The organism is Pseudomonas sp. 22082 (genome assembly GCF_052046055.1).
Classification (GTDB): Bacteria; Pseudomonadota; Gammaproteobacteria; order Pseudomonadales; family Pseudomonadaceae; genus Aquipseudomonas; species Aquipseudomonas pharyngis.
This window is the reverse complement of record NZ_JBQEQB010000014.1, coordinates 144,167-164,972: the sequence shown is the minus strand read 5'-3', so window position 1 is coordinate 164,972 and position 20,806 is coordinate 144,167. Positions and strand designations below refer to the sequence as shown.

Annotated in this window: 13 protein-coding genes; 11 read left to right on the top strand and 2 right to left on the bottom strand. The window is 60.7% G+C overall.

From position 1 onward, the window contains the following. Positions 1-156 precede the first annotated feature (156 nt). From recC to ACTJK9_RS17815, 6 genes are all read left to right on the top strand, one after another. Positions 157-3,609 (top strand): exodeoxyribonuclease V subunit gamma, encoded by a 3,453-nt coding sequence (gene recC, locus ACTJK9_RS17840; protein WP_440815169.1) that lies wholly within the window; start codon positions 157-159, stop codon positions 3,607-3,609. Then, positions 3,606-7,295, top strand: a complete 3,690-nt coding sequence (gene recB / locus ACTJK9_RS17835) for an exodeoxyribonuclease V subunit beta (protein WP_440815167.1) — start codon at positions 3,606-3,608, stop codon at positions 7,293-7,295. The genes recC and recB overlap by 4 nt, the downstream gene beginning before the upstream one ends. Next, on the top strand, positions 7,292-9,400 hold the full coding sequence (gene recD, locus ACTJK9_RS17830; protein ID WP_440815164.1) for an exodeoxyribonuclease V subunit alpha: 2,109 nt from the start codon (positions 7,292-7,294) through the stop codon (positions 9,398-9,400). The genes recB and recD overlap by 4 nt, the downstream gene beginning before the upstream one ends. A 117-nt stretch (positions 9,401-9,517) precedes the next feature. Continuing rightward, complete coding sequence (locus ACTJK9_RS17825; protein WP_210710973.1) at positions 9,518-10,093, top strand: YfiR family protein; 576 nt, start codon at positions 9,518-9,520, stop codon at positions 10,091-10,093. Next, positions 10,090-11,358: a diguanylate cyclase domain-containing protein gene (locus tag ACTJK9_RS17820; RefSeq protein WP_064593290.1), complete on the top strand. Its 1,269-nt coding sequence runs from the start codon at positions 10,090-10,092 to the stop codon at positions 11,356-11,358. The genes ACTJK9_RS17825 and ACTJK9_RS17820 overlap by 4 nt, the downstream gene beginning before the upstream one ends. Continuing rightward, entirely contained in the window at positions 11,358-11,858 is a 501-nt protein-coding gene (locus ACTJK9_RS17815; RefSeq protein WP_064593291.1) for an OmpA family protein, read from the top strand. Before ACTJK9_RS17820 ends, ACTJK9_RS17815 begins: the two co-directional genes overlap by 1 nt. Here the strand turns inward: ACTJK9_RS17815 and ACTJK9_RS17810 are convergent. Further along, entirely contained in the window at positions 11,855-12,802 is a 948-nt protein-coding gene (locus tag ACTJK9_RS17810) for a LysR family transcriptional regulator (protein ID WP_039772937.1), read from the bottom strand. The genes ACTJK9_RS17815 and ACTJK9_RS17810 overlap by 4 nt on opposite strands. Before the next feature lie 149 nt (positions 12,803-12,951). On the opposite strand from ACTJK9_RS17810, the gene ACTJK9_RS17805 reads away from it, so the two are divergent. After that, complete coding sequence (locus ACTJK9_RS17805) at positions 12,952-14,478, top strand: CoA-acylating methylmalonate-semialdehyde dehydrogenase (protein ID WP_085611248.1); 1,527 nt, start codon at positions 12,952-12,954, stop codon at positions 14,476-14,478. 9 nt (positions 14,479-14,487) lie between these two features. Next, positions 14,488-15,375 carry a 3-hydroxyisobutyrate dehydrogenase gene (gene mmsB, locus ACTJK9_RS17800; RefSeq protein ID WP_440815159.1) on the top strand — a complete coding sequence of 296 codons (888 nt, stop codon included), beginning with the start codon at positions 14,488-14,490 and terminating at the stop codon, positions 15,373-15,375. Positions 15,376-15,469: 94 nt separating this feature from the next. Here the strand turns inward: mmsB and ACTJK9_RS17795 are convergent, their stop codons facing one another. Continuing rightward, complete coding sequence (locus tag ACTJK9_RS17795) at positions 15,470-15,814, bottom strand: cupin domain-containing protein (protein ID WP_007953863.1); 345 nt, start codon at positions 15,812-15,814, stop codon at positions 15,470-15,472. A 640-nt stretch (positions 15,815-16,454) separates the two neighbouring features. Here ACTJK9_RS17795 and ACTJK9_RS17790 point away from each other — a divergent pair. From ACTJK9_RS17790 to ACTJK9_RS17780, 3 genes are read left to right on the top strand one after another with little or no spacing between them, the layout of a single operon-like run. Beyond that, complete coding sequence (locus tag ACTJK9_RS17790) at positions 16,455-17,354, top strand: acyltransferase (protein ID WP_440815155.1); 900 nt, start codon at positions 16,455-16,457, stop codon at positions 17,352-17,354. Continuing rightward, a complete protein-coding gene (locus tag ACTJK9_RS17785) occupies positions 17,351-18,601 on the top strand; it encodes a hypothetical protein (protein WP_440815152.1) in 1,251 nt (416 codons plus the stop codon). Before ACTJK9_RS17790 ends, ACTJK9_RS17785 begins: the two co-directional genes overlap by 4 nt. Positions 18,602-18,623: 22 nt before the next feature. Then, positions 18,624-20,801, top strand: a complete 2,178-nt coding sequence (locus tag ACTJK9_RS17780; RefSeq protein ID WP_440815150.1) for a prenyltransferase/squalene oxidase repeat-containing protein — start codon at positions 18,624-18,626, stop codon at positions 20,799-20,801. Positions 20,802-20,806: the final 5 nt, after the last annotated feature.

The following is a 20,806-nucleotide window of genomic DNA, read 5'->3' as shown; positions in this document are numbered from 1 at the left end:
GATTAAATTCCGAAACCCCAATTGCGAAAGCAGTTGGGGTTTTGTTTTGCCCGCAGGAAAGTTCGTACGGCATTCTCGGACGCCTTGCGGCTGTCCTCGCCGGCCGACAATGCTAAGGTTCAGCCCTAGCTTTTGTACTTTTCCAAGGAAGCCTTCATGCCGGACACCCAGTCCCTCAACGCTGCATTCATGGTCGTTCAGAGCAATAGCCTGGATGAACTGCGCAGCCTTGTGATCAGCATCATGCGGCGTTATCCACTGGCTCCCTTGGAGAACGAAATTGCACTCGTACAGAGCAACGGCATCGCTCAATGGCTCAAGCTGGCACTGGCTGAGGACCCTGAAGCAGGCGACTTAGGCGGCTGTGGTATCGCCGCCGCAATTGATGTGCAACTGCCGGGCAGTTTCATGTGGCAGCTTTACCGGATGGTGCTGGGTCGAGAGGAAATTCCGGCAAAGTCGCTGCTCGACAAGGCACCGTTGACATGGCGTCTGATGCGCCTGTTGCCACAGGTTATCAACCGTCCGCATTTCGAACCGCTGCAACGCTTCCTCACCCATGACACCGACCTGCGCAAGCGTTACCAGTTGTCCGAACGATTGGCTGACCTCTTTGACCAATATCAGGTTTACCGCGCTGATTGGCTTGAGGATTGGGCAGAGGGGCATCATCAGCTACGCAATGTGAGGGGTGAAGCGAAGCCGCTTCCTCCGACCAGTTGCTGGCAGGCAGAGTTGTGGCGCGCCCTGCTGGACGATGTGGGCGAGCAAGGCATGGCCCAAAGTCGGGCAGGCGTGCACCAGCGATTCATGGAGCGCATCAACAGTCTTGAAAGCGCACCGTCCGGACTTCCCCAGCGAGTGATCGTTTTTGGAATTTCCTCGTTGCCCGCACAAGTACTGGAAGCGTTGGCCGGGCTTTCCCGTTTCAGCCAGGTTTTGTTGTGCGTCCATAACCCCTGTCGTTATCACTGGGCCGATATCGTTGCCGACAAGGATCTACTACGTCATCAGTACAAGCGACAAGCCCGCAAAAACGGCATGCCTGTGGTGCTGGACTCGGAATCACTCCACCAACATGCTCACCCGCTCCTCGCTGCATGGGGTAAGCAAGGTCGTGATTACATCAACCTTCTCGACAGCTACGACGAGCCTGACAGCTATCGCGCAGCATTTCGTAACGGGCGTATCGATCTGTTCAGCGAAACCCAGCCGGAGAACATGCTCAATCAGTTACAGGACGATATTCTGGAACTGCGGCCACTCAGCGAGACTCGAGCGCGCTGGCCGGCAGTCGATCTGACTCAAGACGATTCGATCCGCTTTCATATTGCCCATAGCGCCCAGCGCGAAGTGGAGATTCTTCACGACCAGCTCTTGGCCCGTTTCAGCGCGAACCCGCAATTACGCCCTCGCGATGTGATCGTGATGGTGCCTGACATCGATAGTTATGCGCCGCATATCCGCGCCGTCTTTGGTCAGCTGGATCGTCATGACCCACGCTTCATTCCCTTCACCATGGCCGATCAGGGGCAACGCGGACGAGATCCATTGCTGATCGCTGTCGAGCATCTGCTCAAGCTGCCGGATAGCCGTTTTCCCGTCAGTGAGATCCTCGACTTGCTCGACGTTCCTGCGTTACGCGCCAGGTTTGGTGTGCAGGAGCGAGACTTGCCGACCCTGCATCGCTGGATCGAGGGGGCCGGGGTGCGTTGGGGCATCGATGCCGGGCAACGTGCCGAGCTGGGATTGCCCGACGAGCTGGAGCAAAACAGTTGGCGCTTTGGCTTGCGCCGGATGCTGCTCGGTTATGCCGTCGGCAGTTCCGGCGCCTGCGGGGATATCGAGCCGTACGACGAAATCGGTGGTCTCGATGCCGCGCTGATCGGCCCGTTGGTAGCATTGCTGGATGCACTGGAACTCTCGCATCAGCAACTGATGAGGCCTGCGCAGCCACAGGAGTGGGGGTATCGGCTTCAGGCGTTGATGCAGCTTTTTTTCAAACCCGAAGACGAGCATGACGACTACCTGCTGGCTCAACTCGAGGAGTTGCGCGAAACCTGGCTGGAAACCTGCGAAGCCGTCGGTCTGCTGGACGAGCTGCCACTGACCGTCGTCCGTGAGGCCTGGCTGGCAGGGCTGGATCAGGGGCGTCTGTCGCAGCGCTTTCTGGCCGGAGCCGTTAACTTTTGCACGCTGATGCCGATGCGCGCGATTCCGTTCAGACTGGTTTGTCTGTTGGGCATGAACGATGGCGATTATCCACGCGCTCAACCACCGTTGGACTTCGATCTCATGGGCAGCGACTACCGGCCGGGAGATCGTTCCCGTCGTGAGGATGATCGTTATCTTCTGCTAGAGGCACTCTTGTCCGCTCGTCATCAGCTCTATATCAGTTGGGTCGGTCGCAGCATTCGCGACAACAGTGAGCGGCCAGCCTCTGTGTTGATCGGCCAGTTGCGCGATCATCTCGCCAATGGATGGCGATCGGCTGACGACAACGAGGATCTCCTGATTGCCATGACCCAGGAGCATCCGTTGCAGCCATTCAGTTCGCGCTATTTCCATGAGGAACAAAAGCTTTTCAGCTACGCCAGCGAATGGCAGGTGCTGCATCAACCTCACAAACAGAACGACGTCGCCACAATGCTTGCCCCCCATGCCCAGGAAGAACCGTTGAGTCTGGAACTGCTGCAGGACTTCCTGCGCAATCCGGTCCGACACTTTTTCACTCAGCGACTCAAGGTTTACTTCGAAGCGGCGCAGGTACCTCAGGCTGATGAGGAACCTTTTGTGCTGGATGCATTGCAGCGATACATGCTCAGCGACAGCTTGCTCGGGGCAGCCTTGAGACACCCGGACAATGTTGATCAGGCGCTCGAGTCTCAAGCCCGACGCCTGCAGAACAGCGGACTGCTGCCCATGGCCGGGTTCGGTGAATGCCTTCAACGAGAGCTGATCGAGCCTTTGCCAGACTTGTTGCAACGCTATCAACAGCTGTTGGCGTTATGGCCAACACCGCTAACCAACGCGCTACCGATCAATTTTGAATGGCAGGAACTGCGCCTTGAAGGATGGCTAGGCGGTTTGCACCGGCGCGCCGATGGCGGCGTACTGTCGGTCACGACGATTCCCAACAGCATAGGCTCGATCAAGAGCCGCAAATGGCATCGCATGACCACGCCCTGGGTCAGCCATCTCGTCGCGTGCGCCAGTGGGCTCTCCCTGACGACCGCACTGGTGGCCAGTGATGACACGCTCCTTCTTGAACCTCTGGAACAAACTCGAGCGGGGCGAGTTCTCGAGGATTTGCTGCTCGCCTGGCAGACGGGCATGCGCCAGCCACTTCCGGTCGCGGTAAAAACGGCTTTTGCATGGCTGGCCCAGACCGATCCGGTCAAGGCTGAGGCGGCTGCCCGTAAAGCCTATGAAGGGGATGGTCAGACCAGCGAAGGTGAACGTCGCGAAAGCCCGGCTCTGGCCCGACAATTCGCCGACTATGATGCACTGCAGGCGGATGAAACCTTCTCAGGTTGGTGTGATGCACTGTATCGCCCCTTGCTTGAGGCGGGGTGGCGCACATGGACCCATGAGGAGGCAGGCGCATGAGCAATCAACAGCCGCTCGCGCTGGCATTCCCTTTAAGGGGCAGCCAACTGATCGAAGCCAGCGCGGGCACTGGCAAGACGTTTACCATTTCGGCGTTGTATCTGCGGTTGATCCTCGGCCACGGAGGCGAGGCGAGTGGTTTCGGTCGTGAGCTGTTGCCCCCGCAGATTCTCGTGGTGACCTTCACCGATGCGGCGACCAAGGAGTTGCGCGAGCGTATACGCACACGCCTGGCTGAGGCGGCCCGCTTCTTCCGTGACGAGACACCGCCCCCCGATGCGTTGATCGATGAACTGCGTGCACAGTTCGATCCGCAACAATGGCCCGGCTGCGCCAATCGCCTGGACATCGCTGCGCAATGGATGGACGAGGCCGCGGTCTCGACGATCCACAGTTGGTGTCAGCGAATGCTGCGCGAGCATGCGTTCGACAGCGGCAGTCTGTTTACCCAGACCCTGGAAACCGATCACAGCGACCTGCTCGGCGAAGTGTTGCGCGATTATTGGCGGCTGTTCTGCTACCCGATGCAGGGCGACGCCTTGAGCTGGGTCCGCAGTCACTGGGGAGGGCCGGCGGCCCTGTTGCCGCGTGTACGGGGGCTGTTTGGCACCGAGCGCGAAGGGAACTCAGACCAGACGCCATCCGAACTGATCGAAGAATGCCTGCAGGAACGCCGTGCGGCATTGGTGGAGTTGAAGGGACCATGGCGGCAGTGGTCCGATGAGTTGCTCGCTATCTGCCATCAGGGTGTCGCCAACAAAACGGTGGATGGGCGCAAGATGCAGGCCCGCTATTTCGAACCCTGGTTTGAAAAGCTCAAGGCCTGGGCTGAGGACGAGACGCTCGAACAATTGGATATCGGCACCGGGTTCGCCCGGCTCACACCGGAGGGCATGGCTGAAGCCTGGAAAGGCGAGCCGCCGAGTCACCCGGGCCTGGATGCCATGCCTGTGCTCAAGTCGAGTCTCGACAATTTGCCGACGCCCGATGCGGCCGTACTGCAGCATGCTGCCAAATGGGTCGGTGCTCGCTTTGAAGACGAGAAGCGCCGTCGAGCGGAAATGGGTTTCGACGACATGCTGTTGCGTCTGGATGCGGCTTTGCAGTCCGACGGTGGGGAGCGTCTCGCCACGCTCATTCGCGAGCAGTTCCCGGTCGCCCTGATCGATGAGTTTCAGGACACGGATCCGGTGCAGTACCGGATTTTCGAAAGCATCTATCGCATTGAAGAGGATAACCCCGAGACCGGGTTGTTTCTGATCGGGGATCCGAAGCAGGCGATCTATGCCTTCCGGGGCGCGGACATCTACACCTATCTGCGAGCCCGGCAGGCCACGTTCGGGCGTCTGCATACCCTGGGCACCAACTTCCGTTCCAGTCACGGGATGGTCCGTGCGGTCAACCATGTGTTCGAGCGTGCCGAGGCCCGTGAGCAAGGGCGCGGGGCGTTTCTGTTCCGAGAGAAAAACGGCGATAACCCGGTGCCGTTCCAGCCTGTGGAGGCGCAGGGACGCAAAGAACATTTGCAGGTAGCCGGGCTGGACGTGCCGGCGCTGAACATCTGGCATCTATCTACCGACAAGCCACTGTCCGGGGCAGTTTACCGCCAGCAGTTTGCGGCAGCCTGCGCCAGTGAGGTCACGACCCTGCTCAATGGCGGGCAGACCGGTCGCGCCGGGTTTGCGCAGGAGGGCAAGGATTGGCGTGGGCTGCGGCCAGCGGACATTGCGATCCTGGTGCGCGATGGTAAAGAGGCGCAGGCGGTACGCGGTGAGCTCGCAGCGCGCGGAGTCCGCAGCGTTTATCTGTCGGACAAGGACTCGGTCTTTGCCGCACAGGAAGCCCATGACCTGTTGTCGTGGCTCAAGGCGTGCGCCGAGCCGGATGTCGAGCGTTCCCTGAAAGCGGCGTTGGCGTGCATTACGCTGAATCTGCCACTGGCTGAGCTGGAGCGTCTGAATCAGGACGAACTGGTCTGGGAAACCCGGGTCATGCAGTTCCGCGGTTATCGTGAACTGTGGCGCAAGCAAGGGGTGCTGCCGATGCTGCGGCGCCTGCTGCACGACTTTCAACTGCCGCAGATGCTCATTGCCCGCAGTGATGGTGAGCGGGTGCTGACCAACCTTTTGCACCTGTCGGAGTTGTTGCAACAGGCCGCGTCGGAACTCGATGGCGAGCAGGCACTGATCCGCCATCTGGCCGAGCATCTGTCGCTGTCTGGGCAGGCAGGTGAAGAGCAGATCCTGCGTCTTGAAAGCGACGAACAACTGGTCAAGGTCGTGACCATTCACAAATCCAAGGGGCTCGAGTACCCGTTGGTGTTCCTGCCTTTCATCTGTTCGGCTAAGCCGGTGGATGGCAGTCGATTGCCGCTGCACTACCACGATGAATCCGGCAAGGCTCGCATCAGCCTGAAGCCCGACGCGGAACTGATCGCTGTGGCGGACACCGAACGCCTGGCAGAGGATCTGCGTTTGCTCTACGTCGCTCTGACCCGCGCACAACATGCATGCTGGCTCGGGGTGACGGATCTCAAGCGCGGCAACCACAGCAGCTCGGTGCTGCATCTTTCTGCGCTGGGCTATCTGTTGGGCGGCGGCGTAACGTTGAACGAATCCAGCGGATTGGCCCGCTGGCTGGACGATCTGCAACAGGATTGTTCGGCGCTGAGCGTTGTTGAAATGCCACAAGCCACCAGCGAGGTGTACCAGCCTCCGCGTAACGAAGCCACGCTGCGTGCCACCCTTTTACCGAGCCGCAGGGCCAGCGAGAACTGGTGGATCGCTTCGTACAGTGCCTTGCGCATCAGTGACGTGCTGAGCGCTGGCAACGACGAAGCCCCCGACAGTCCGCAAGCGCAAAAGCTGTTCGACGACGAACGCCTCGATCCTGAAGCACCGCGCGAGATCATCGCCGGCGGAGCTGATATTCACCGTTTCCCTCGTGGACCGAATCCGGGAACGTTTCTTCACGGTTTGCTCGAGTGGGCGGGTGAGGAGGGCTTCGCGGTCACCCGCGAGTCGCTCGATGATGCGATCGCCCGGCGTTGCAATCGACGGGGCTGGGAGGGCTGGATCACCACCCTCGGCGACTGGTTGCAACACTTGCTCAAACTGCCACTGCCTGCGGGCTTCGACCAACCGCCAGTGGTGCTTGAGCAATTGAAGCAATATCGGGTCGAGATGGAGTTCTGGTTCGCCAGCCACAAAGTCGACGTGCTCAAGCTCGACGAACAGGTGCGTCAATTCACTCACAACGGTGTGGCCCGGGTCGGCGCCGAAGCGGTGCAGCTCAATGGAATGTTCAAAGGCTTTATCGACCTGACGTTCGAGCACGAGGGCCGGTACTACGTGGCCGATTACAAATCCAACTGGCTGGGCGTCGATGACGCCGCGTACACCGAACGGGCCATGGAGCAGTCGATCCTCGACAACCGTTACGACCTGCAATACGTGCTGTACCTGTTGGCACTGCATCGTCAGCTCAAGGCGCGGCTCGCCGATTACGACTACGACCGGCATATCGGCGGCGCGTTGTATCTGTTCCTGCGTGGAACGCGGGCGCCTGGTGGAGGCGTTTACTTCGCACGCCCACCACGGGAGCTGATCGAGCGTCTGGACTTCATGTTCCAGGGTAAACCGCAACCCAAGGCCGAGCCCGCGTGGGTGCAGGGAGAATTGCTATGAATCGGACGTTCGCCGACCTGCTGCCCACGCCGCTGACCGCCGACAGCCTCGCGCAGCTGACACCTCTCACCTGTGCCGATGATTTGCTGCTATTGCTCACCCGCTGGGTCGAGCGCGGATGGCTGCGGGCACTGGACAAGGCATTCGTGGGTTTTCTTCATGAATTGGCACCCGGCGTCGATCCGCTGGTGTTGCTCGCCGCCGCATTGACCAGTCACCAGCTCGGCCATGGGCATGTGTGTCTGGATCTGTTTGAAACCCTCAAGGCGCCGGATTTCGCCCTGTCTTTGCCTCCGGAAGGGGACATGCAACCCGGTGCATTGCTGCTGCCATCGCAGCTGCTTGAAACACTCGACGGGGCGCACTGGTGCAAGGTACTGGCCGGCAGTTCGCTGGTGGCACTGGCCGCCGACGAAGGTGCGTCGGCTCAGGAGCGCCCGCTGGTGTTGTCCGGCAAACGCTTGTACTTGCGGCGCTATTGGGCCTACGAGCGGCGTATCGACAGCGCACTGCGTCAGCGACTCGCGGAGCAGGAAGCGACACCACCCGATCTTGCTCGGCGGTTGGACGCACTGTTCGATCCGGCCCAGCGTGCGGATGTCATCGACTGGCAGAAACTCGCCTGCGCCCTGGCCACCCGGAGTGCCTTCAGCATCATCACGGGCGGCCCGGGCACCGGCAAGACGACGACGGTGGTCCGTTTGCTGGCGTTGCTCCAGGCACCTGCGGTCGAGGCGCATCAACCATTGCGCATTCGGCTCGCGGCGCCTACCGGTAAAGCGGCGGCGCGGCTGACCGAGTCCATCAGTCAGCAGGTGCAGTCGCTGAAGGTCGCTGACAGTGTCCGGGAAAAGATCCCGACCGAGGTGACCACGGTACACCGCCTGCTTGGCAGCCGTCCCGGCACGCGGCACTTTCGCCACCATGCCGGTAACCGCCTGCCACTGGATGTACTGGTGGTCGATGAAGCATCCATGATCGACCTGGAAATGATGGCCAATCTGCTTGATGCCTTGCCGCCTCATGCTCGACTGGTGTTGCTGGGCGACAAGGATCAACTGGCCTCGGTGGAGGCTGGCGCGGTGCTGGGCGATTTGTGCCGTGATGCCGAAGCGGGTTGGTACAGTCCGCAGACTCGCCAGTGGCTGGAAGCGGTGAGCGGCGAATCCCTGCAAGACAGCGGTTTGCAAGAAGGCAGTGACAGCTCGCACCCGCTGGCCCAGCAAGTGGTGATGTTGCGTCACTCACGGCGTTTCGGCGAGGGCAGCGGCATCGGTCAACTGGCGCGACGGGTGAATAAGCAACTCTCGGACGAGGCTCGCCAGTTGCTGGATGCCAAAACCCATGGCGACGTGTTTTCGTTGCCACTTCAGAACGAGCACGACCGGAAACTTGAGCACCTGGTGCTCGACGGACATGGCGAAGGCCCCCACGGTTATCGACACTATCTGAGCATTTTGCGAGATCGACGTCCGGTGAGCGGAACGCCGCTCGAGAACCCGGGTTGGGTCGATTGGGCGCGTGACGTCCTGCGGGCCTTCGATACCTTCCAGTTGTTGTGCGCAGTGCGCAAAGGGCCGTGGGGCGTAGAGGGCTTGAATCAGCGCATCACCGATGCATTGCTCAAGGCGCGGCTGATCGAGAGCGACCAGCAGTGGTACGAAGGTCGGCCGGTGCTGATGACCCGAAACGACTATGGCCTCGGGCTGATGAACGGTGACATCGGTATCGCCCTGAAATTGCCCGAGCGCGATGGCCCGGATGCCGGTAAGTCGGTGTTGCGCGTGGCGTTCCCGCGTAACGACGGGCGCGGTGGGGTGCGTTTCGTGTTGCCGAGCCGGCTCAATGATGTCGAGACCGTGTACGCCATGACCGTGCACAAGTCACAGGGTTCGGAGTTTGCCCATACCGCGCTGATCCTGCCGGATGCCCTGAACCCCGTGTTGACCAAGGAACTGATATACACCGGAATTACCCGGGCCAAGGACTGGTTCACCTTGATCGAACCCCGCAATGGCGTATTTGAAGAGGCAGTACAACGCAAGGTGAAGCGCTTGAGCGGACTGATGCTGGAACTGGAAGAAGGAAGGGCGCCTCGAGGATGAAGGTGCCTGAATGACCGGCGATTATTGACCGACCGGTCAGGGGTGCTGTATCGCTGGTGTTCCAGCGCTGTGCTATCGTTGCGGCATCATTTCGTAACGATCCAAGAGAATCCCTGCATGAAGGTGGCTGTCTGGGCGACAGAGCGCGTAGTTGTCTGCAAGCAGGCATTGCTTGCCGTTGCACTCTGTTTGCTCACGGGTGTGGCCGCTGCCCAGACTCCAGCCCCTGCGGGTATGGCCGAACAGCGGGCCAAATCCGTCACTCAGGTTGTCCTCGGTATCCTCAGTTATGCGCGCTGGCCGGTAGAGCCAGCGCAGTTGCGCCTGTGCATCGTCGGCCCGACCGAATACACCGATGACCTGGTCAAGGGCACGACCCAGGCCACGGGCCGTCCGGTCATCGTGCGCCGGCTGTTAGCCGACAATCCGGCCATCGTCAGCGAGTGCGACGCGGTCTATATCGGCAAACTCACCACAGACGAACGCAGCCGGCTGTTCGCGTCCCTGATCGGCCATCCGGTGCTGAGCATCAGCGAAGGCGGCGATCAATGCACGGTCGGCAGTCTGTTCTGCCTGCGGGTCGGTGATGAACAAGTGTCGTTCGAGGTCAATCTCGACTCCGTCGCCCGCAGCGGTGTGCGCATTCACCCCAGCGTGCTGCAGTTGTCGCGCCGCAAACCGGCGGTGCCATGAGACGCGACAAATCCACAGGGCGCCCGACCCTCGGCTCGGTCATCGGCCGTGGCAACCTGATTGTGGCGCTGGTCGCCGTGGCAATGGCCAGTGTGTCGCTGACGCTGCTCGGGGTGCTGGCGCTGCGGGTCTATGCCGATCACAACCTGCACTTGATCGCCCGCTCGATCAGTTACACCGTGGAAGCCGCCGTGGTGTTCAACGACAAGGCCGCCGCGACCGAAGCGCTGGCGTTGATCGCCTCGACCGAAGAAGTGGCCGATGCCCAGGTGCTGGACGCTCAGGGCCAATTGCTCGCGCGCTGGCAGCGTCCTGAGAACGGCCTGATTTCCGAGTTGGAGATGCAGGTCGCGCGAGTCATTCTGGAAAAACCCATCAACCTGCCGATCCAGCATCAGGATCGCGAGATCGGGCGGATCTTGCTGATCGGCCACGGTGGCAGCCTGATGCGTTTTCTGTTGAGCGGTCTGGCGGGGATCATTCTCTGCACGGCGATCAGCGCCTGGGTCGCGCTGTACCTGGCGCAGCGTCAGTTGCGCAGGATCATCGGCCCGTTGCACAGCCTGGCGGCGGTGGCGCATGCGGCCCGCAGCGAGCGGGCACTGGATCGACGGGTGCCACGGGCAAAAATTGCCGAACTGGACAACCTCGGCACCGACTTCAATGCCCTGCTCGATGAACTCGAATCCTGGCAAACCCACTTGCAGAGCGAGAACGAAACCCTCGCCCATCAGGCCAGCCATGACAGCCTCACCGGGTTGCCGAACCGGGCCTTTTTCGAAGGCCGCCTGATCCGTGCTCTGCGCAATGCCCACAAGTTGAATGAGCAAGTGGCGGTGCTGTTTCTCGACAGCGACCGTTTCAAGGACATCAACGACAACTTCGGTCATGCCGCTGGCGACGCCGTGCTGGTGGCGGTGGCGAATCGGGTGCGGGCGCAGTTGCGTGAAGAGGATCTGGTGGCGCGTCTGGGCGGTGACGAGTTCGCCGTTCTGCTCACGCCCTTGCACAAGACCGAAGACGCTGAACGCATTGCCGACAAGATCCTCGCCAGCATGGACACCCCGATTGCGCTGCCGGGCGACAGCAGTGTCGTGACGTCGCTCAGTATCGGCATCGCGGTTTACCCCGATCATGGCGTCACGCCTGGCACCTTGCTTGATGCGGCCGATGCCGCGATGTATCAAGCCAAGCGTTTGTCGCGCGGCGCCCAATTCACGGCCGGGACGGAGTACCCGGTCGATTCCGTTCAAACCAGGAGCTGATGCCCGTGTCCTCACTTTCCTTTCGCCTGTTTTCCACTCTGTTGCTGACGGCCATGCTGGCCCTGACCGGTTGCCAGACCGCCCCGCAAAAAGGCCTGACGCCGGCCCAGGTCGCGGTTCTCAAGCAGCAAGGCTTCGAGCTGACCGATGACGGCTGGGAGTTTGGCCTGTCGGGCAAAGTATTGTTTGGCAGCGATGTCGAAAGCCTGAATCAGCAAAGTACCGAAATCGTCGAGCGTATCGGTAAAGCCTTGCTGGGTGTCGGCATCGAACGGGTACGAGTGGATGGCCACACCGACGCTTCGGGCAAGGAAACCTATAACCAGCAGCTGTCACTGCGTCGCGCGAAAAGCGTCGGCAAAGTGCTGACCTCGGTCGGCATGAAAGAAGAGAACATCCAGTTGCAAGGCCTCGGCAGTCGCGAACCGGTCGCCTCCAACGATACCGCCGCTGGCCGCACCGAAAACCGCCGGGTGTCGATCGTGGTCAGCGCCGATTAGTCGGCGAACTGCATCTCTCGAGTTTCACCCATCAACAGCGCCTGATTGCGCTCGGTCACCTCGCGGATGTAATCCCACAACAGGGTGATCCGCTTCAACTTGCGCAGATCCTCCCGGCAGTACATCCAGAACTGCCGGGTGATATCGATTTCCTCCGGCAGCACCGGCAACAGGCGCGGATCCTGAGCCGCGAGAAAGCACGGCAGAATCGCCAATGAGCGCCCCTGCTGCGCCGCCACGAACTGCGCAATCACGCTGGTGCTGCGCAAATTGGCGCTGGCACCGGGCAACACGTTCGCCAGATACAGCAGCTCCGAGCTGAACGCCAGGTCATCCACGTAACTGATGAATTGATGCTTGCCCAGGTCGGCGGGGCGGCGGATCGGCGGATGTTTGTCCAGGTATTCCTGGGTCGCGTAGAGCTGCAAGCGGTAGTCGCAGAGTTTGCAGCACACGTACGGCCCGTGTTCCGGGCGCTCGAGGGCGATGACGATGTCGGCCTCGCGTTTGGACAGGCTGATGAAGTGTGGCAGCGGCAGGATGTCCACCGAGATCGCCGGGTAGGCGTCGACGAAGTGGCTCAGTTGCGGGGTGATGAAGAAGCTGCCGAAACCTTCGGTGCAGCCCATCCGCACATGCCCGGACAGTGCGACGCCGGAGCCCGACACTTGCTCGCAGGCCATGTGCAGCGTGCTTTCGATCGACTCGGCATAACTCAGCAGGCGCTGGCCTTCGGCAGTCAGCACGAAACCGCTGGTGCGGGACTTTTCGAACAGCAAAGTGCCGAGCGCCGCTTCCAGCGAACTGATTCGCCGCGACACGGTGGTGTAGTCCACCGCCAGGCGTTTGGCCGCCGTGCTGGCCTTGCGGGTACGGGCGACTTCAAGGAAAAACTTGAGGTCATCCCAATTCAGCGAGCCTAGAGAGGTGATGTTTTTTTGCATGATGGACGGGCTTATATGTGCGTTCTTATTAGAAGTTTGCACATCTATACTCCAAAAACAGTCCGACAACCAATTCGTGACACACGCCTCATCTCAAGGCGAACCTTTCGCCTTGGCTCCTAAGATAAAAACAAGTTCTGGAGACCAGCATGAACGCATCGCTTACGCCCAACGAAACCACGATCCAGAAGGTCAAGCTGCTGATCGACGGCGAGTGGGTCGAGTCGCAGACCACCGAATGGCACGACATCGTCAACCCGGCGACCCAGCAAGTGCTGGCCAAAGTCCCGTTCGCCACCGCTGCTGAAGTCGACGCTGCCGTCAGCGCCGCCCAGCGCGCCTTCCAGACCTGGAAGCTGACCCCGATCGGCGCGCGCATGCGCATCATGCTCAAGCTGCAAGCGTTGATCCGTGAGCATTCCAAACGCATCGCCGTGGTGCTGAGCGCCGAGCAGGGCAAGACCATTGCCGATGCCGAAGGCGACATTTTCCGTGGCCTGGAGGTGGTCGAGCACGCCTGCTCCATCGGCAGCCTGCAAATGGGCGAGTTCGCCGAGAACGTCGCCGGCGGCGTCGACACCTACACCCTGCGCCAACCGATCGGCGTTTGCGCCGGCATTACCCCGTTCAACTTCCCGGCAATGATTCCGCTGTGGATGTTCCCGATGGCCATCGCCTGCGGCAACACCTTCGTCCTCAAGCCATCGGAGCAGGATCCGCTGTCGACCATGTTGCTGGTGGAGCTGGCGATTGAAGCCGGCATTCCGGCCGGTGTGCTTAACGTCGTTCATGGTGGCAAGGACGTGGTTGACGGCTTGTGCACCCACAAGGACATCAAGGCGGTTTCGTTCGTCGGTTCGACCGCCGTCGGCACTCACGTTTACGACCTGGCCGGTAAGCACGGCAAACGCGTGCAATCGATGATGGGCGCGAAGAACCACGCGGTGGTGCTGCCGGATGCCAATCGCGAGCAAGCGCTCAATGCCTTGGTCGGTGCCGGTTTCGGTGCGGCGGGTCAACGTTGCATGGCCACTTCGGTGGTGGTGCTGGTGGGCGCGGCCAAACAGTGGCTGCCGGATCTGAAAGCGCTGGCGCAGAAACTCAAAGTCAACGCCGGCAACGAGCCGGGCACCGATGTCGGCCCGGTCATTTCGAAAAAGGCCAAGGCGCGGATTCTCGATCTGATCGAAAGTGGCATCAAGGAAGGCGCCAAACTTGAGCTGGACGGTCGCGACATCAGCGTGCCGGGCTACGAGCACGGCAACTTCGTCGGTCCGACCCTGTTCTCCGGGGTCACCACCGACATGCAGATCTACACCCAGGAAATCTTCGGCCCGGTGTTGGTGGTGCTGGAAGTCGACACCCTCGATCAGGCCATCGCGCTGGTCAACGCCAACCCGTTCGGCAACGGCACGGGCCTGTTCACCCAGAGCGGTGCGGCGGCGCGTAAGTTCCAGACTGAAATCGACGTCGGCCAGGTCGGCATCAACATTCCGATTCCGGTACCGGTTCCGTTCTTCAGCTTCACCGGTTCGCGCGGTTCGAAACTCGGCGACCTCGGCCCGTACGGCAAGCAAGTGGTGCAGTTCTACACCCAGACCAAAACGGTCACAGCGCGCTGGTTCGACGACGACAGCGTCAACGACGGCGTGAACACCACCATCAACCTGCGCTGAGGAATGGCCATGAAAATCGCATTTATCGGGCTGGGCAACATGGGCGCGCCGATGGCGCGCAACCTGATCAAGGCCGGGCATTCGCTGAACCTGGTGGACCTGAACAAAACCGTGCTGGCGGAACTCGAGCAACTGGGCGGCACCCTCCGCGCTTCGGCTCGCGAAGCTGCTGAAGATGCTGAACTGGTGATCACCATGTTGCCGGCGGCGGTGCATGTGCGCAGCGTCTGGCTCGGTGAAGACGGCGTGCTCGCCGGGATCGGCAAAGGCGTGCCGGCGGTGGATTGCAGCACTATCGATCCGCAGACGGCGCGCGATGTGGCGGCGGCGGCTGCCAAACAAGGCGTGCCGATGGGCGATGCCCCGGTGTCCGGCGGTACCGGCGGCGCCACAGCCGGGACGCTGACCTTCATGGTCGGCGCCACCCCGGAACTGTTCGCCACCCTGCAACCGGTGCTGGCGCAGATGGGCCGCAACATCGTGCATTGCGGTGAGGTCGGCACCGGCCAGATCGCCAAGATCTGCAACAACCTGTTGCTCGCCATTTCGATGGTCGGCGTCAGCGAGGCGATGGCGCTGGGTGATGCACTGGGGATCGACACCACGGTGCTCGCCGGGATCATCAACAGCTCGACCGGCCGTTGCTGGAGTTCGGAAATGTACAACCCGTGGCCGGGCATCGTCGAAACGGCACCGGCCTCGCGCGGCTACACCGGTGGCTTCGGCGCCGAGCTGATGCTCAAGGATCTGGGGCTGGCCACCGAAGCGGCGCGTCAGGCCCATCAGCCAGTGGTGCTGGGCGCGGTGGCGCAGCAGTTGTATCAGGCGATGAGTCAGCGTGGGGAAGGTGGCAAGGACTTCTCGGCGATCATCAACAGCTATCGCAAGCCGCAGTAATCGTCGTCAGGCCTGTGCTCGGCACAGGTCTGCACATCCAATGCAGTAGGTGTTGCCGGGAAATCACGTCGGGTGGTTTCCCGGCTTTTTTGTATCAGGCGAACACGAAATATTTGCGCACGGTCTCGACCACTTCCCAGGTGCCCTTCATGCCGGGCTCGACCACGAAGATGTCGCCGGCGCGCAGGTGGATCGGTTCCATGCCGTCCGGGGTAATCACGCAGTAGCCTTCCTGGAAATGGCAGTACTCCCACTTCACGTAGTCCACCCGCCACTTGCCCGGCGTGCAGATCCAGGTACCCATGATCTTGCTGCCGTCTTCGCTGGTGTAGGCGTTGAGGTTGACGGTGTGCGGGTCGCCCTCGAGCTTTTCCCATTTGCAGGCGTCGAGTACGGGCAGGGGATGGGTGTCGCGCAGAACGGTGATAGGTGCGGGCATGACGGCTCCAGGCCAAAGGGAGTTAGAGCCGTCACCGTAGCTTTCGCGGGTACTGTCGGAATGTCTGGGGTCGACCTCCAGATGCCTGTAAGCGCTGGGGCAAGTCTGCGTGACTCGCGAATGCGCACCATCGCTGTGCATATCAGAAGGTTTTAGTACAAGCGTGCACCATAAAAGTTCAATCAATTTTTAGACTAAAACGAGATAACCATTCTGACACCTATTGCAAAACAAAATCGTCTGTACTATAACATTCGTACTAAAGAACTATTCCTCAAAACGGAGCTTCATCTGAGTCACGGACAGACTTGAATCGGCTTTTTCTCATCTCGACAACTGACTTGGCCTTTGGCTCAAGTGTGAACTTCTATCTGTTGTTAATGAATAATGACAGTTGAATGAACCGGACAGTTAATAAGCGGCGCGGACGCAATGTCTCGCGTGCTTTGAGTTGAAGCCTTAAATGAACAGTTAATTAATTATTTGTGCACTGGCGGATTTATATCTGCGGGATACACACGTCTATCGGAATGTTATGTGCCCGGCATCAATGGAATGAGGCTTTATTGTGGACGACATAAACGTAATTGAAGTTTCGACGACTGTTGATAGTTCAAGTGAGCTTGGCCGGCACGTCTGGGTGCGTGCCGGCAGCCGCCTGACACATGTGCAGATCGGCGATGACTGCTTCATCGGTTTCAGATGCGATTTGCAGCACGCGTTGGTCGGCAAGTCCAGCATGTTCGCCACCGGTGCGCAGTGCCTGGGGACGGCGCAGTCGCCGGTTCGGATTGCCGAAAACGTCTGGGTGGGCGCCAAGGCCACCGTGACTGCGGGTGTTTCCATCGGTGCCGGGGCCGTGGTGGCGGCTGGCGCGTTGGTGACCGCGGATGTGCCGCCGGACGCAATCGTCGTCGGTCGCCCGGCGCGGGTCATTGCCCAGCGCACTGTGGTCGAGGACGGCCGGCCGAGCCCGGAATCGGTGCTGGCCAAAGTCCGGGAGCGGGCGCGCCAGGGCTTGCCGTCGATGCTCGATCGGTCCACGCAGTCGGTCGCGCGGCTCAAGTCGCTGAACCCCGACACCCAGACCTGGGACATCAGCGACGACGCCTTGATCGATGCCGAATTGCGCGGCGGAGCGTCGGTGGAAATCGCCCGGGACTGCATCCTGATCGGGCGCAGCAACCGTCAGGGCGGCATGTCGCAACTGGGCGGTATCGAATTGGGCACCGGCGTGCGACTGGCGACCGGTGTGGTTATCGAAGCAGCCGGCGGCGTATCCGTCGGTGCCTTCAGCGAGTTGTCCGACGGGGTCACGATCGTGGCTTCCACCCATGATCATTCTTTCCGCTCACTGCCTTGGGAGGAGGCACCGGTGCGCATTGGAAGTCGTTGCGTTATTGGCGAGGGCGCCATCTTGGTAGGTCCACTGAATATTGGTGACGGTGCAGTTATCAAACCGTATTCGGTGGTGATAAGGGATGTATTGGAAAACACTGTGGTTCATGGCGTTGTTCAACTAATGGAGATTCAAGAATGATTTTATTTGCCCCCAATCCAACCGGTTCCGGTCACAACATGCGCGCGCTGTCCATCGCTCAGGCGATTAAAAAGCAGCGCCCGGACATGCCATTGACCGTGGCACTGGCTTCCCTGCAGCCGACCTTTACGCCGATGTTTGAAAAGTCCGGCGTTGAAGTTGTGGATATTGCCGGCCGTTTGGTCGATTACTCGAAAAAAAGCAACTTGTCGAAAGAACTCGACTGGAATAATTACATTGGCGGTTATATCGCCAATACCTTCTTGTCCGGCGAGCGGATTCTGTCTTACCTGGCCTTGATCGCCGAATACAAGCCGACCGCCCTGGTGTCGGACTACAACATGGCCGCCTGCCTGGCGGCGATTTTCAGCGGTACGCCGCTGGTGTTCGTCACCGAGCGCTACGACTTCACCCTGTGCCAGCTCGAAGACCATGATCTGGCCGACGGCGGTTTCGAAGTCAACGCGCTGGAAATGGCCCGGGCCCGCACCGCGCTGCACAGCCAGTTCAACTGGATGATCAATCAGAGCCAACTGGTGCTGACCGACAAACCGTATGTGGCCTCTCTCGATCAGGGCACGCCGGTGGCCGAAGCGCTGGTCAGCGGCAAGGCGCATTTTGTTGGGCCGATGATCCGCGACATCAATGTGCAGACCGGTTTGAACGTGCGCGAGCAACTGAACCTCGGCGACTCGCCGTTCATTGTGGCTTCGATCAGCGGCACCACGATGTTTGCGCAGAACAAGGACGCGCTGCTCGCCGCCTACCTCGACAGCTTCAAGATCCTGCGCGAGCGCAATCCGGAACTGAAACTGGTGCTGCTGGGCCGTCAGGATATCCAGGCTCAGGACGGCGTCGTCTGCGTGCCGTACTACCCGGACTGGATGGGCCTGCTGCGCGAAGCCAGCCTGCTGATTTCGGCACCGGGCTGGATCACCGTGACTGAGATCGCGGCGATGAATATTCCGACCCTGTTCCTGTTGTCGTCCAAGTCCGAATACCACGAACTGGAAGCTCTGCGTCGTCTGGAGTTGCTGGGCTTCCCGACGCATATCGGATACGACCGTGATCGTATCGTCGATCTGATCCAGGGCGAACTGGAAAAAGACACCAATGCTTCGACCTACTACGCGCCGCATCAGCAAGTGGCCGCGCCGGATGGCGAAGGTGCCGCCCGCGCCGCGACGCGCATCATCGAGTTGTGCCAGGGCAGCGTTGTGTCGCTGGCCGAAAGCAAAGCCGCTTAACCTCAAGGAAGAGGGATTTACCATGTCACTGCATCCGCAGTTTCTATTTGATCAAGGCCTCAAGGACATCGACCACGGCGGCTTTTTCGCCGTGACCGATGCCAGTGGCGAGGTGGCGATTTCCAGCGACAAGCAGTTGCAGGATCAGGTCGCCGCGACGCTTTATCAGGCCGAGCACGGCGACGATGTCGAACTGCGTTTTGCCCATGACGGGCTGATGCGTTTGCATGATGCGTCGAATGGCGGTTTTCACGAACTGGCCGACCGTTACTGGACGCCGCACGGCTCCGGGCGCTGCCGCACGCTGGCATTGCAACTGGACGCACTGGCGGCATTGATTGCCTATCAGCGCCGGGTGCCGCAGGACGCGGCGAACAATGCCGCGATCCACGGCCTGCTGCAAAAGGTCGAAGCGCTCTACGCCCGCTCCACCATCGCCGGTCTGTACAGCAGCGACTGGTCGACGCCGCTGGAGCTGGCGACCTCGATCGATCTCGACATCAGCGCCACGGCCTTGCTGGCGCGTATCGACAATCAGCCGTTGGGCCTCGGCTTGGTCGGGCACTTGCAGATTCATGCAGAAAACCTGATCGGCCGGGTGGCCGGCAGCGACAGCCAATCCTGTGTCGATCTGGCGCTGACCCGTTGCGGCGTGCGTGCTCAGGTCAGCCTGGTGCTGGCGCGACTGGCCGATGCGCACGACGACAATGCGTTGTCGAATCTGGCTCGTTCGTTCCTGCTGCAAACCCTGGCGCTGTTTCGCGATCCGGCGTACGGCGGTTACTGGGATCGGGTCGGGATCAACGGCAAAGTGCGTTGCGACTGGCACACCTCGTACAAAAATCACGAGTCGCCATTCCCGATCAAGACCGCCTACGACGTGGCGTTGCTGTTGCAGGCGATTCAGGCCTTGCCGTCCGGCGCGAGCGAAGCGGATCGGGCTTCGGTGACGGCAGCGTTGCTGGAATTCCATGACACCCGTAATGGTGGGCTGTTCATGGGCAAGGGTTACTTCTGGTCGACCCCGGATGACCCGACCGTGCCGTTCATTCGGCAGTTCTGGGCGCCGCCGCGTCAGCCGGGCATCTTCAGCATCGGCAACCTGACGTACCTGCCGTTGCACTTGAAAAGCCTGAGAACCCAGCTCGCCGCCGCCCACGCTTTGCAATCCATCGAACCGGCCGCTGCCGTCACTCATCATGACGATGCGGCGCTGGTAAACCGTGAGCTGCAAGTGATCGATGGCGGTGGTGATGTGCAGCGCATTCACCCGAATGGCGTGCCGACCATCAAGGTCGATCTGCAGCGTTATCTGGCGTGGCTGGCCAAGGCCCGGGCGTCGAATGAAACGCCCTACGGGCTGACCGCCGAAACCGCGCCGCTGGGTTTCCGTGCCGACAAGACCTGGCAGGTTTTCTCCGGGCTGCATGTGATTTCGGACTTGCACGCCCTGGGCCTGCAAATCGAAAACAAGGCCAGCCTGATCGATTGCATCCGGGCTTCACAAAACACCGACGGCGGATTCGCCGAGCAACCGGGGCATCTGAGCGATGTGTTCGCCACTTACTGCGCTGTGCTGTCGCTGCGAGTGCTCGGCGCGTTGCCGAACGATATCGGTGGTTGCGTGCGTTACCTGCAAGCGTGCCAGAACCCCGATGGCGGGTTCGGCGATGTACCGGGTTTCGGCTCGGACATCTGGCACACCAACCTGGCGGTGCTGTCGCTGCACGCCCTTGAAGCCAAGGCGCCGGACGAGCAGGGCGTGATGGCGTTCGCCTTGCGCTGCCGCTCGGCCGACGGCGGTTTCGCCAACAAGCCCGGGTATCCGCCGGACGCGTTTTCGGTGTACCGAGTGGTGTCGACGCTGTTCATTCTCAACCGACGCATCGTTGATGCCGAACAGACCGTCGCCTGGCTTCAGAGCCTGCAACTGTCCAACGGCTCGTTCCATTACCGGCCGGGCAAAGCGGTCAGCCTGGTGGGTACTTACATGGCCATCGCAGCAATGTATTTGCTCGATGCGCAGCCGACGTATCTGCAGGAATCGAAAGACTGGATCGCTGCCCATCAGAAGCAGGACGGTGGATTCGGCCCGCTCAACGCGACCTCGGCGACCACCGACGAAAGCTTCGTCTGCATCCAGACGCTGCTGATTCTCGAGCAAGGGCTGTCGCAATACTGGGTCGCGTTGTTGAACTGATCCGC